This window comes from Roseococcus sp. GW821-FHT12F05 (assembly GCF_058806835.1).
Genome location: NZ_JBXAQB010000006.1, coordinates 173717 through 186958, shown reverse-complemented (window position 1 = coordinate 186958; position 13242 = coordinate 173717). Strand labels below are relative to the sequence as shown.

The 13242-nt window shown below is 71.3% G+C and carries 13 protein-coding genes; 11 read left to right on the top strand and 2 right to left on the bottom strand.

Going from position 1 to position 13242, the window contains the following annotated elements; all coding sequences use genetic code 11:
- Positions 1-62: 62 nt before the first annotated feature.
- The 5 genes from AC1ROY_RS17230 to AC1ROY_RS17210 are packed head-to-tail and all read left to right on the top strand — an operon-like array spanning position 63 to position 4623.
- Positions 63-530: a hypothetical protein gene (locus AC1ROY_RS17230; protein ID WP_493150086.1), complete on the top strand. Its 468-nt coding sequence runs from the start codon at positions 63-65 to the stop codon at positions 528-530.
- Positions 531-557: 27 nt separating this feature from the next.
- The gene (locus tag AC1ROY_RS17225) at positions 558-890 is read left to right on the top strand and encodes an FKBP-type peptidyl-prolyl cis-trans isomerase (protein ID WP_213670817.1); all 333 of its coding nucleotides are present in this window, start codon (positions 558-560) and stop codon (positions 888-890) included.
- Between the two features lie 18 nt (positions 891-908).
- Entirely contained in the window at positions 909-1478 is a 570-nt protein-coding gene (locus AC1ROY_RS17220; protein WP_493150085.1) for a hypothetical protein, read from the top strand.
- A gap of 26 nt (positions 1479-1504) precedes the next feature.
- Positions 1505-3250 (top strand): flavin-containing monooxygenase, encoded by a 1746-nt coding sequence (locus tag AC1ROY_RS17215; RefSeq protein ID WP_493150084.1) that lies wholly within the window; start codon positions 1505-1507, stop codon positions 3248-3250.
- Positions 3247-4623, top strand: coding sequence for a dipeptidase (locus tag AC1ROY_RS17210; protein ID WP_493150083.1), 1377 nt, complete (start codon positions 3247-3249; stop codon positions 4621-4623). The genes AC1ROY_RS17215 and AC1ROY_RS17210 overlap by 4 nt, the downstream gene beginning before the upstream one ends.
- 39 nt (positions 4624-4662) lie before the next feature.
- Here the strand turns inward: AC1ROY_RS17210 and AC1ROY_RS17205 are convergent, their stop codons facing one another.
- Complete coding sequence (locus tag AC1ROY_RS17205) at positions 4663-5022, bottom strand: hypothetical protein (RefSeq protein ID WP_493150082.1); 360 nt, start codon at positions 5020-5022, stop codon at positions 4663-4665.
- Positions 5023-5134: 112 nt separating this feature from the next.
- Positions 5135-5725, bottom strand: coding sequence for a helix-turn-helix domain-containing protein (locus AC1ROY_RS17200; RefSeq protein ID WP_493150081.1), 591 nt, complete (start codon positions 5723-5725; stop codon positions 5135-5137).
- A gap of 86 nt (positions 5726-5811) precedes the next feature.
- Between AC1ROY_RS17200 and AC1ROY_RS17195 the strand changes: the two genes are divergently transcribed.
- From AC1ROY_RS17195 to AC1ROY_RS17170, 6 genes are all read left to right on the top strand, one after another.
- A complete protein-coding gene (locus tag AC1ROY_RS17195; protein WP_493150080.1) occupies positions 5812-7827 on the top strand; it encodes a hydantoinase/oxoprolinase family protein in 2016 nt (671 codons plus the stop codon).
- Between the two features lie 3 nt (positions 7828-7830).
- Positions 7831-9486 carry a hydantoinase B/oxoprolinase family protein gene (locus AC1ROY_RS17190; RefSeq protein ID WP_493150079.1) on the top strand — a complete coding sequence of 552 codons (1656 nt, stop codon included), beginning with the start codon at positions 7831-7833 and terminating at the stop codon, positions 9484-9486.
- A 30-nt stretch (positions 9487-9516) separates the two neighbouring features.
- Complete coding sequence (locus AC1ROY_RS17185; protein ID WP_493150078.1) at positions 9517-11097, top strand: ABC transporter substrate-binding protein; 1581 nt, start codon at positions 9517-9519, stop codon at positions 11095-11097.
- Positions 11098-11229: 132 nt separating this feature from the next.
- Entirely contained in the window at positions 11230-11595 is a 366-nt protein-coding gene (locus AC1ROY_RS17180) for a RidA family protein (RefSeq protein ID WP_493150077.1), read from the top strand.
- A gap of 107 nt (positions 11596-11702) precedes the next feature.
- Positions 11703-12647: a Bug family tripartite tricarboxylate transporter substrate binding protein gene (locus AC1ROY_RS17175; RefSeq protein WP_493150076.1), complete on the top strand. Its 945-nt coding sequence runs from the start codon at positions 11703-11705 to the stop codon at positions 12645-12647.
- 10 nt (positions 12648-12657) lie between these two features.
- Entirely contained in the window at positions 12658-13242 is a 585-nt protein-coding gene (locus AC1ROY_RS17170) for a carboxymuconolactone decarboxylase family protein (protein ID WP_493150075.1), read from the top strand.

The window sequence follows — 13242 nt, the reverse complement described above, 5'->3', positions numbered from 1 at the left end:
CCCCGTTGCGCCGCCCCGCCCGCCGTAGGAGCCTTCGCCGAACTCAGCCCCGGGAGGCATGCTTGTTTTCGAGAATCCTGGCCGTTTCGGCCGCGGTCCTGGCCGTCACCGCCGGCAGCGTGGTGGCCCAGAACTACAACCGGCGGCCGACCTTCGGCACGGTGAACCTCAGCGCCAACTTCGCCCCCGATCCCTTCGTGGTGAACGTGACGGCGGGCGGCAACATCCCCGCCGAGCGCATCGGCGGCCCCGGCTGCGTCGGCTCCATCGCCGATCCGCCGGATGTCCGGTTGAACTACCGCGCGGGCGGCTATCCGCTCTACCTGTCCGCGACCTCGAATTCCGACGTGACGCTGGTGGTGAACCTGCCCAACGGGCGGTGGATCTGCAACGACGACTTCAAGGGGACGGATCCCGGCGTGGTGCTGAACAACCCGATGTCGGGCCAGTACGACATCTGGGTCGGCCACTACAACCGCGGCTCGGGCGTGCCGACGCAGTTGCGCATCTCGGAAATTGCGCCACGTTGAGCGCGTCACACTGCGAAAGATCGATTCATGACTGACATCAAGATCGGCACGGGCGAGACGGCCGTCGCCGGCAAGCCCGTCGCCGTCCACTACACGGGCTGGCTCTTCGACGAGGCCGCGCCCGAGAACAAGGGCCGCAAGTTCGACAGCTCGGTCGACCGCGGCGACCTCTTCCGCTTCCAACTCGGCGCCGGCCACGTGATCGCGGGCTGGGACGAGGGCGTGCAGGGCATGCAGGTCGGCGGCCAGCGCCGCCTCGTGATCCCGCCGGAGAAGGGCTACGGCGCGCGCGGCGCGGGCGGCGTGATCCCGCCCAACGCGACGCTGGTCTTCGACGTGGAACTGTTCGAAGTCGGCTGAATCCTGATGCGCCGGGAGATGCAACAGCTCTCGGCGCTGATCGAACGGGGCGCCTTCCTCCCGGAGGCGCCCGGTTTCCCCGGGGATCGCGTCGTCACGCGGGTGATCCTCGCGCCCTCGCGCAACCTGCTGCCCCCGGCAGCGCTCCTCCTTTGCGCCGGTATCGGCTGGGGGGCGCTCGGCCTGCCCGGCCTCGTCGCGACGCCCGCCCTGGCCTGGCTGATCGCCGGCCGCCGCTTCACCGCCTGGTCCTGGCGCTGGGCCGAGCGGCGTGCCGGGCTGGAGCTGGGCGCCGCCCTCGCCCGCTTCGCACAGGCTCGCCTCATCGAGTTCGGGAGCGGCACCGAGCGCCTCGGCCGCGTCACTTACGCCGCCTCCGGCATCGCGCTGGAGGCCGCGCCCGTCCTGCATCTCGTCGAGCGCGGCATCGTCTCGCGCATCCCCCTTCCCCTGCTGCGCGGCTGGCGCGCGGAGGAGGGTGCTCTCCTGGTCGAGACCGCCGAGCGCTCTTGGCGCATCCCCCTCGCCGATCCCGCGCCCTGGGCGCGGCGGCTGGTTGACAGGTGCGGTGAATCTCCGGTCGGCTGAGGCAAACCAAACGAGGAGACGTCGCCATGAACGTCATGGACCGTCCGGCAAGCGCCACCGTCACCGCCTGGCTCGACGCCTTCGACCAGGCCCTCTCCCGCGGCGAGGCCGAGGCCGCCGCCGCCCTCTTCCTGCCCGAGGGGCATTGGCGCGATGTGCTCGCCTTCGGCTGGGACATCGTCACCGCCAACGGCGCCGCCGCCATCGCGGAGCGGCTGTGCGGGACGCTCGCCCGCACGCAGCCGCGCGGCTTCCGCCTCGCCGAGGACCGCACGCCGCCGCGCCGGGTGAAGCGCGCCGGCGTCGAGTGCATCGAGGCCATGTTCGCCTTCGAGACGGCGACCGGCCCCTGCGAGGGCGTGCTGCGCCTCGTCGCCGCCGAGGCCGGGCCGCGCGCCTGGATCCTGCTCACCGCGCTCGACGCGATCCGAGGCCAGGAGGAGCGGCTCAACCGCGCCGGCGCCGGCGAGGCGGACTACCAGCGCGACTTCGGCGGTGAGAACTGGCTCGACAAGCGCCTCCGCCACCAGCGCTACGAGGATCGCGAGCCCGCCGTGCTGGTCATCGGCGCGGGGCAGTCGGGGCTCGGCATCGCGGCGCGGCTGGGCGCGCTCGGCGTGGACACGCTCATCGTCGACCGGCAGCAGCGCATCGGCGACAACTGGCGCAAGCGCTACCACGCGCTGACGCTGCACAACGAGGTGCACGTCAACCACCTCCCCTACATGCCCTTCCCCCCGACCTGGCCGGTCTTCATCCCCAAGGACAAGCTGGCCGGCTGGTTCGAGGCCTATGCCGAGGCGATGGACCTCAACGTCTGGACCGGGACGGATTTCCGGGGCGGCGACTACGACGAGGCCGGCGGCCACTGGCGCGTCACGGTCCGCCGCGCGGATGGATCCGAGCGCGTGCTGAAACCCCGGCACATCGTCTTCGCGACCGGCGTCAGCAGCATCCCGGTGAAGCCGAAGCTTCCCGGCCTCGAAGACTTCCAGGGCACCGTCCTGCACTCCGGCGCCTATACGGAGGGCGCGGCCTGGAAGGACCGCCCGACCATGGTGCTCGGCAGCGGCAACAGCGGGCACGACGTGGCGCAGGACCTCTGCGCGAGCGGCTCGAAGGTCACGATCGTGCAGCGCAGCCCGACCTATGTGGTCGGCATCCGCGAGGCGCAGCGCGTCTATTCCATCTATGCCGAGGGCATTCCCTTCGAGGATTGCGACCTGCTCGCCATGGCCTCGCCCTTCCCGGTGATGAAGCGCGGCTACCAGCTCTCGACCGCGCATTCGCGCCAGGTGGACAAGCCGCTGCTCGACGCGCTGGAGGCGCGCGGATTTCGGCTGGACTACGGGCCCGACGAGACCGGCTTCCAGATGAAGTACCTGCAGCGCGGCGGCGGCTACTATTTCAACGTCGGCGCCTCCGACATGATCGTGGAAGGCCGCATCGGCCTGCTGCAGTTCGCCGACATCAACCGCTTCGTCGCCGGGGGCGCGAAGCTGAAGGACGGCTCCGTCGTGCCGGCGGAGCTGCTGGTGCTGGCCACCGGCTACCTCAACCAGCAGGAGGTGGTGCGCCACTTCCTCGGCAGTCCCGTCGCCGACCGGATCGGCCCCGTCTGGGGCTTCGGCGGGGATGGCGAGCTGCGCAACATGTGGCGCCCGACCGGCCAGGACGGGCTCTGGTTCACGGCGGGAAGCCTGGCGCAGAGCCGCATCTACTCGAAAGTGCTGGCCCTGCAGATCCTGGCGCGGGAGCTCGGGCTGACGTGAAGCTCGACTGGGATGGCCTGCTCCGCGGCCGCGCTCGGCCGGCGGATGGCGCCGAGGTCACGCTGGAGGGCGAGGTCTTCCCGCTCGACGACGCGCCCGAGGGCCGGCTGCTGCTGGTCGCGGAGGCCGCCTGCTGCCTCGGCTGCCGGCCGGAGCCGGAGACCACGGTGGAGGTGCTGCTCGACGGCGCGGCGCCGAAGAACCGTTCGATCCGCGTCACCGGTATGTGGCGCAACCTGCCGGACGAACATCCCTGGCGCTGGCGCATCGAGGCCGCACAGGTCGCGGCGCGCGCGACGGGCGGGCCCTGGCTGAACCGCCGCGCGCTGCTGGCCGCCTCGCCGCTGCTCTGCGCCGCGCCACGCGTCCCGCAGGCACAGTTGGCCGCCGGTGCCGGACGCGCGCTGGTCGGCGCCGCCATGGACCTGCACAGCCATGCCGGCCGCGTGATCCTGCTGCCGTCCGATCCCGACCGGGCCTTCCAGCCGCTCGCCGCGCCCATGCGCGAGGGCGGCATGTCGCTGGTCTCGCTTGCCATCGTGCCGGACAGCCCGGTGATCCGCGTCTCCGGCGGCTACATCATGCCCTATCGCGATCCGGCGCCGGGCGAGCTCTGGGCGCATGGCCAGCGGGCCTTCGCGCGGCTGCACCGGCTGGTCGCGCAGGAAGGGCTGGCCGTCGTCACCGACAAGGCCGGCCTCGCCCGCCAGATGCGGCCCGGCGCGCCGCCGGCCATCCTGGTGGAATCCGAGGGCGGCGATTTCCTGGAGGGCCGGATCGACCGGCTCGAATGGGCCTTCCGCGAGCAGAAGCTGCGGCACCTCCAGCTCACGCACTATCATGTGAACGAGCTGGGCGACATCCAGACCGTCGGCGCCGTTCACAACGGCCTCACCGATTTCGGCGTAGAGGTGGTGCGCGCCTGCAACCGCCTCGGCATCCTGGTGGACGTGGCACATGCGACGCTGCCCATGGTGCGCAAGGCGGCGGAGGTGAGCAGCAAGCCCATCAACCTCTCGCACACGGCGCTGACCAGCCAGCCGCGCCCCTTCACGCGGCTCGTCCCGGCCGAGCATGCGCGCGTCGTGGCGCAGACCGGCGGCGTGGTCGGCATCTGGCCGCTGGTCGGCGACAACCCGACGCCGCGCCGCTACGCGGAGAGCATCGCGCGCATGGTGGATGCGGTGGGCGTGGACCATGTGGGCATCGGCAGCGACATGCGCGGGCTGCTGGCGCGCAGCGCGCTGGAGGACTACCGCGAGACGCCGGATATCGCCCAGGCGCTGCTGGAGGTGGGCTTCGACGCGGAGGGCGCGAAGAAGATCATGGGCGGCAATTTCGCCCGGGTGCTGCAGGCGGTGCTGCCCGGCTGACAGCTCCGGCGGGGCGCGCCGCCCCGCCGGCCGCTCCCGTCAGGGCGTCGTCATGGTGTTGGCCTTGTCCATCAGCGCGATCGCCGCATCGACACAGGCGCGCATCGGCTCCGATTCCGCGCAGCGCACGCCGATGCTGATGTCGCCGCGCTCGATGTGGAACGCCGCTGCGCGCGACGGCGGGCCATGCCGCCAGCCGCGGGCGCCCTGCATCATTCCCGGACCTTCGCCCGGCGACATCATGGGGCCGCGCGCCTGCGGCCCCGGGGGCGGTGGAGGCGGACCGCCCGGCTGGGCCTGCGGCGGAGGCGGTTGAGGAGGAGCGGGCTGCGCCAGGGCGCCCGCCGCCACCGCGCCGACCATGCCGGCGGCGGCGACCATCAGAAGGGCCTTGTTCATCGAAAACGTCTCCGTGCCAGTGGATCCGGCCGGCGCATCATGCCGGCTGGGCGCTTTGCTGTGCTTTCCGAAAGGAAACGGAAGGTTACGGCGCGGAACGACAACGCCCCATTCAGTACAGCGGCGGCGTCACCGCCCAGACCACCACGCAGCGCAGCGGTCCGGGGTTGGAAAAGCGGTGCGGCTGCGTCGCCGGGAAGCGGAAGGAATCGCCGGCCTGGAGCCGGCCGGCCACGCCGTCCACCTCCAGTTCCAGCACGCCCTCCAGCACCGTGCCGGCATCCTCGCCGGCGTGCTGGTAGGGCGCATCGCCCGAGGAGCCGCCGGGCTCCACGGTGATGAGCATGAGCTCCAGCACGCCGTCGCCGTCGGGCACCAGCAGCTCCTTGGTGATGCCCTTGGCCGAGAGGTCCAGCACGCGGCGCTGCGCACGGCGCTGGATCCAGGCCGGCCCCTGCTGCGGCGCCGTCGCCTCGGAGAAGAACCAGCCGACGGGGACCGCGAAGATCTCCGCCAGCTTCTGCAGCGAACGGATGGAGGGCGAGGAGAGGCCGCGCTCGATCTGGCTCAGCATGCCGACCGAGAGGCCGCTCCGCGCCGAAAGATCCTGCAGGGTCCATTGCCGGCGCTGGCGCATGCTGCGCATCCGCTGGCCCAGCACCTGGGCCGCGGATTCGCCTTCGCGCAGCAATTCCTCGCTCATTGAAAATTTCACCCGTATATTTTCATTCTGGTTGCACATGCGCCCAGGTTCGTTAAGCTACTCCTAAGGCAGTTCGGAATCAAAGCATGCGTGTGGGCATCGAGGTCGGCGGCACTTTCACGGACCTGGTCGCGGTGGACCGAGGCGAGGTGAAGGTCATCAAGGTGCCCTCCACGCCGCGCAGCCCCGATATCGGCGCCTTCAACGCGCTGGGCGCGGCCGGCATCCCGCCCGAATCGGTGACGGACCTGGTGCACGGCTCGACCGTCGCGACCAACGCCATCCTGGAGCGGCGCGGCGCCAACATCGCCTTCGTCGCGACGAAGGGATTTCGGGACATCCTGTTCATGCAGCGGCACGACCGCCGCAGCATCTACGATCTGCACTACGCCAAGCCCGCCCCGCCCGTGCGCCGGCGCGACTGCTTCGAGGTGATCGAGCGTATCGGCCCCGACGGCAGCGTCATCGCGGCGCTGGACGAGGCGCAGGTGGCACGGGAGCTGATCCCGGCGCTGGCGGCCGGGGGCTTCCAGGCCGTCGCGATCTGCCTGCTCTCGGCCTATGCCTCGCCGCTGCATGAGATGCGGCTGAAGGAGCTGATCGCGACCGCCCTGCCCGGCGTCACCATCGCCGCCAGCCACGAGGTCGCGCCCGAGTTCCGCGAGTTCGAGCGCGCCTCCACCACGGCGCTCTCCGCCTATGTGCAGCCAGTGATCGACGGCTACCTCGCGCGCTTCGAGAAGACGCTGGCCGGCGCCGGCTTCAAGGGCCATTTCAGCGTGATGCAGTCGAACGGCGGGCGCATGCCGGCGGTGGCCATGCGGCGCAACGCCATCTCCGCGCTGCTCTCCGGCCCCGCGGCCGGCGTGGTGGGCGCGATCCGGCAGGCGGCACGGTCGGGGCGCGGCAACCTCGTCACCTTCGATATGGGCGGCACCTCCACCGACGTGGCGCTGGTGCAGGATGGCGAGGCCGCGCTGGCCGCCGAGACCGAGGTGGACGGCCTGCCCATCCGCACCCCTGTGCTCGACATCGTGACGGTGGGCGCGGGCGGCGGCAGCCTCGTCTGGATCGACGATGGCAACATGCTCCGCGTCGGCCCGCGCAGCGCCGGCGCCGAGCCCGGCCCCGCCTGCTACGGCCGCGGCGGCACGCTGCCGACCATCACCGACGCGCATGTGGTGCGCGGGACCATCCGGCCCGACGCCTTCCTCGGCGGCGGCATGAAGCTCGACACCGACGCCGCGCATCGCGCCTTCGAGGAGATCGCGAAGCGCCTCGGCACCGACATCCGCGGCGCGGCGGCGGCGGCCATCCGGCTGGCGGTGGCGAATATCGTGCGCGCCATGCAGCTCGTCTCCACCGAGCGCGGCCGCGACCCCCGCGACTACGCGCTGCTGCCCTTCGGCGGCGCCGGCCCGCTGCTGGCCGCCGAGATCGCCGAGGAGATCGGCATCCGCGAGATCCTGGTGCCACCCAATCCCGGCGTGATCTCGGCGCTGGGGTTGCTCTCCGCCGATTATGTGAAGGTGCGCGGCGTCACGCGGCGCATGGCGCTGGCGGACGACACGCCCGCCGTCGTCGCCGCCGATTGCGCGCGCCTTCAGGCCGCGACCGAGGCGGAATTCGCCGAGCTCGGCCTGACCGGCCCGCTGGAGCACAGTCTGGAGCTGGACATGCGCTTCGTCGGCCAGGCCTTCGAGATCCCTGTTACCGTCGATCCCGCGACGCTGGCCAAGCTCACCGCCGCCGACCTCGGCGAGCGCTTCGCCGACGAGCATCGCCGCGTCTACCTGCATGGCGGCGAGGCCGGCCGGAAGGTGGAGCTGGTGGGGATGCGCTTCGGCGTCCGCAAGCGCCTCGACGCGCTGCCCGAAGTGCGCGAGCGCGCCGCTGACCTCCAGCGTCCGCCGACCGCCGAGGTCGTGACCGGCGGCGTCGCGGTGCAGGCGCGGCTCGCCGATGCGGCGAAGCTCGGCATCGGTGAAATCGTGAGCGGACCCGCGCTCATCGAGGGATACTCCTCCACGACCTGGGTTCCCCCGGGCTGGAGCGGCGCGCGCGATGCCGCCGGAAACATGCTGCTGCGGAAGGAGGGCTGAGCCATGCAACTCGATCCCGTCGAATACGCGATCCTCAGCCAGTCCGTCATCGCGGCCGCGCGCGAGATGGGCGTGAAGCTCATCCGCTCCGCCTATTCCACCATCCTGCGCGAAGCCCGCGACGGCTCAGCCGCGCTGCTGGACGCCGAGGGCTTCACCGTCGCCCAGGCGGAGCTGATCCCCATGCAGCTCGGCTCCATCGGCCCGATCTTCCAGCCCTGCAAGGCGATGTTCCCCAAGGAGACGCTGGAGCCCGGCGACTTCCTCGTCATCAACGACCCCTATTCCGGCGGCCAGCATCTCCAGGACGTCTTCTTCTTCCACCCGATCTTCGTGGACGGCGAGGTCATCGGCTTCGCGGCCTCCGTGGCGCACCACCTCGATCTCGGCGGCGGCGCGCCCGGGCTGAACGCGGGCGCGCGCGACGTCTATGCTGAAGGACTCATCATCCCGCCGATGAAGGTGAACATCCACCGCGACTGGGAGAATGGCGGCGGCTTCCAGCGGCTGCTGCGCGCCAATGTCCGCGTGCCGCAGCAGACCATGGGTGATTTCGATGCGCAGATCGCCGCCAACAACATCGGCGTGCTGCGCGTGCAGGAGCTCGCCGCGCGCTACGGCGTGCCGAAGGTGAAGGCCACCATGGCGGGCCTCCAGGACTATTCCGAGCGCCGCATGCGCGCCGCCATCGCCCAGGTGCCCGACGGCACCTATCGCGGCGAGGCGCAGCTCGACGACGACGGCATCGGCAACGGCCCGATCACCGTGCGCACCGCCGTCACTGTCACCGGCGATTCCATCACGGTCGATTTCGCCGGCACGGACCCGCAGGTGGGCACCAACCTCAACTGCCCCTTCGCCTCGCTGATCTCGGCCTCGGTCTCCTGCCTGAAGGCGGCGCTGACCAGCCCCGACATCCCCTTCAACGACGGCGCGCTGCGGCCCATCCAGGTCACGGCGCCCAAGGGCTGCCTGCTGAACCCGAACCATCCGGCACCAGTGCGCGCGCGCATGGTCTCGGCCTCGCGCGCCTGGAACGCCGTGATGATGGCGATCTCGCAGGCCGTGCCCGACAAGGTCATCGCCCAGGGCTACGACACCACCACGGCCTTCTGCCTGTCCTGGCTCGGTCCGAAGGGCTGGTCGGTCTATCTGGAGGTCTATGGCGGCGGCTACGGCGCGGGAATCAACAACGACGGCTGCGACGCCGTCGACAATCCGCTGGCCAATTGCTCCAACACCCCTGTCGAAGCGATGGACCAGGATTTCTCCTTCTTCCGCGTCACCGAATACACGCTGCGCGCCGACAGCGCCGGCATCGGCGCGCGGCGCGGCGGCGCCGGCTTCAGCCGCAGCTACGAGATCCTCTCCGACGAGGCGCTGGTCTCCTACTACAGCGACCGCTTCACCGGCTCGGCCTCCGGCATCTTCGGCGGCGGCCACGGCGCGTCCGGCGCCTGCGAGGTGCTGCGCGGCAACGAGCTCATCAGCCTCACCAGCAAGGCCTCCTTCCCGCTGCGGAAGGGCGACCTGGTCACCATCAAGCTCGGCGGCGGCGGCGGCTACGGCGCGCCGGCCGAGCGCCCGGCCGCGCTGATCCAGCGCGACGTCGAGGACGGCATCATCACGCGAGAACTGGCGGAATCCTGGGCGAAGTAGCCCATCAACCCAAACAGGCGAGGCTGGACCATGAAGCGTAGGACTTTCCTTGCGGCCGCCGGCGCCGCCGGCATCGCCGCCCCATCGCTGGCCCAGGCGCAGGGCTCGCGGGTGCTGAAATTCAAGCCGAACGCGGATGCGACCATCCTCGATCCGCTGTTCAGCACCGCCTTCTCCACGCGTTATCTCGCGCTGCTGAGCTACGACATGCTTTACGGCATGGACGATGCGCTGAACCCGCATCCGCAGATGGCGGCGGGCCATGTCATCGAGAACGACGGCAAGCTCTACCGCATCACGCTCCGCGACGGGCTGAAGTTCCACGACAACGAGCCCGTCCGCGCCCGCGACTGCGTGGCGAGCCTGCGCCGCTGGGGCCGCGTGGACGTCATGGGCCAGATGCTCATGGCCGCCACCGACGAGCTCTCCGCGCCCGACGACAAGACCATCGTCTTCCGCCTCAAGGCCCCCTTCCCGCTGCTGCTGCACGCGCTCGCCAAGAGCACGAGCTACATCCCCGCGATGATGCCCGAGCGCCTCTTCGCCGCCGACCCGACGAAGCAGGTCACCGAGGTCGTGGGCAGCGGCCCCTACCGCTACGTCGCGAGCGAGCGGGTGAACGGGGCGCGCTCGGTCTGGCAGAAGTTCGACGGCTACGTGCCGCGGCCCAACGGCACGCCGCAATTCACCTCCGGACCGAAGCACGCCTATGTCGAGCGCGTCGAGTGGAACATCATCCCCGACCATTCCACCGCCGCCTCGGCCATCCTCAGCGGCGAGATCGACTGGTACGAGGACCTCCTGCTCGACCTGCTGCCGGTGGTCCGGCGCGACCGCAACGTGGTGGTCGGCAGCGTGAACCCGGCCGGCAACATGGGCATCCTGCGGATCAACCACCTCCAGCCCCCCTTCGACAACCCGGCCATCCGCCGCGCCCTGCTGGGCGCGATCAACCAGGCGGAGATCATGACGGCGGTGGCGGGCAACGACGCCTCGCTCTGGGACGCGAAGGTCGGCGTCTTCTGCCCGAGCTCGCCCATGGCGTCCGATGCCGGCATGGCCGCGCTGAACGCGCCGCGCGACTACGCCAAGGTGCGCAGCGACCTCGCCGCGGCCGGCTACAAGGGCGAGAAGATCGGCTTCCTCTCCGCCATCAACTTCAACACCATGGCGCGGCAGGTGGATGTCGCGGCCGACCAGTTCACGCGCGCCGGGCTGAACGTCGAGGTGATCCCCGTCGATTTCGGGGTCTGGCTGCAGCGCCGCGCCAATCGCGGGCCGGTGGACCAGGGCGGCTGGAGCTGCACCACGACCTTGCTGCCCGGCCTCGACCTCTGGGATCCGACGGCGCATCTCGGCCTGCGCGGCAACGGGCTCTCGGCCTGGCCGGGCTGGCCGACCAGCACCGAGCTGGAGAGCCTGCGCACGCAATGGGTGGAGGCGCCCGATGTGCCGGCGCGGCAGGCGATCGCGCGGAAGCTGCAGGAGCAGGCCTTCGTGGACGTGCCCTACATCCCCACGGGCCAGTGGAAGGACCTCACGGCCTATCGCCGCGGGTTGACCGGGATGCTCCAGGGCATGCCGCTCTTCTACAACCTGCGGAAAGGCTGAGGCGGGACCTGGGACGGCGGCCCAGGCTGGCGCGAGGCCGCGGATCCTGCTGCGCTGGCCGGCGCGGAGCGCAACACCGCCGCCGGAGAAGGCGCCGTCCTTCCCGAACCCACGGAGGAAACCCATAACGCCATGAGCGGAAGCCTCTTCTCCCCCGCGCGCCTCCTGCCCTTTCCGGGCGGCGGCGGGCTGATCCTCGTCTCCGGCATCATCAGCCGCGATCCCGCCGCGAAGAACGACTGCGGCAGGCAGGCCGAGGCCGTCTTCGCCCAGATGGAGACGGCCCTCGCCGCCCATGGCGCGACGCTGAAGCATGTCGTGCAGATGCGCTGCTTCCTGGTCGATCTCGCTGACTATGACGCCTACAACGCCGTCCGCCGCCGCCTCTTCGCCGGCATGGACCCTCTGCCCGCCAGCGCCACGGTGGGCGTGGCGACGCTGCTCGGCGAAGGCACGCGGCTGGAGGTCGAGGCCACGGCCTTCCTGCCCCCGGCGTAGCGGAGGCGGGCGCTTGGCGCCCCCCACGGCCAGTCATGACTGGCCCGCCGGTTGCCCCCTTGCCGCCGGCCATGCAGGATCGACGGCAAGAACCGGGGAAGCGCGACATGTATCGACGGACGTTCATCGCTGCGGGCGCGCTGCTCGCCCCCGCAGCGCGCGCCCAGGCCGCCTTCCCCTCCCGCCCCGTCGAGATCGTCGTTCCCTACGCGGCGGGCGGCCCGGCCGACCGCTACGTCCGCGCCATGACCTCGGCGCTGCGCGAGGCCTGGGGCCAGCCCATCGTCATCAGCAACCGGCCCGGCGCCGGCGCCTCCATCGGCGCGGCCATGGTCGCGCGGGCGGCGCCGGACGGGCACATCATCCTGATGGCCAGCTTCGGCCTCGTCAGCAATCCACTGCTGATGCGCGACCTGCCCTACGACCCGCGCTCGCTGGCGCCCATCTCGCTCGCCGCGGTCGGCGGGATGACGCTCTACACCCGCGCCAGCCTGGGCGCGCGCGACGTAGCGGCCTTCCTCGCGGCCGCCCGGGCCCGGCCCGGCGGGCTGCGCTTCGGCTCCTCCGGCGTGGGCTCGACACCGCATGTCGCCGCCGAGCTCTTCGCCGCCCGCGCCGGCGTCGAGATCATCCACGTCCCCTATCGCGGCTCCGGCCCGGCGCTGACCGACCTGCTGGCCGGCAATCTGGACGCCGTCTTCACCGCGACATCAGGCGGCCCCGCGAGCTCCAATGCGCTGGTCGCCATCGCCTCCAGCGGCACGCGGCGCTCCCTGCTGACGCCCGACGTGCCGACACTCGCCGAGGCCGGGATCGATGTCGTGGCCCGCACCTGGTACGGCTTCCTCGTTCCATCAGCGACGCCGCCGGCCGCGCAGGCGAAGCTGGAAGAGGCGTTCCGCGGCCTCGCCAGCGTGGACGAGGCCCGCCGCGCCCTCACCGAGGACGACCTGGAGCCGCGCTTCACCGGCGCGGCCGAATTCGCCCGCTTCCTCGCGGAGGAGCAGGCCTATTGGACCCCCGTCTTCCGCGAACGGAACATCCAGCCATGAAGCCTCACCCGTGACGGGCCCCCGCATCCCCCTCCCCGCGCCGACCGAGATGAACGCGGCGCAGCGCGACCTCTACGACCGCATCCTCGCGAGCCCCACGCGCGGGATGAACGGCCCGCAGCGCGCCAATATCCACAGCCCCGAGCTGGCGGAGGCCTGGTGGCGGCTCGGCGACACGCTGCGCAGCCGCACGGTGCTGCCGCAGAAGCTCACGGAACTCGCGATCATCGTGGTCGGCCGCCGCTGGAACAGCCAGGTCGAGTTCCATGTCCACGGCGCGGCGGCGGTGAAGGCCGGGCTCGACGCCGCCATCGTCGAGGCGATCCGCATCGCCGCGCCGCCGCCGATAGAGGCGGCCGAGGAGCGCGAGGTCTACGAATTCGCCCGGCAGATCCAGGTGAAGGGCGAGCCCGGCGATGCCGCCTATGCCGCCATCTTCGCCCGCTGGGGCGAGCGCGGCGTGGTGGAGCTGACCGCGCTGATCGGCTTCTACACGATGGTCTCGGTCGCGCTGAACGCGCACCGCATCCCGCTGCCATCGGGCGCCCCGCCGGCGCTGGCCGAGGCGGAGGGCTTCACCGACCTGCCGGCCTGA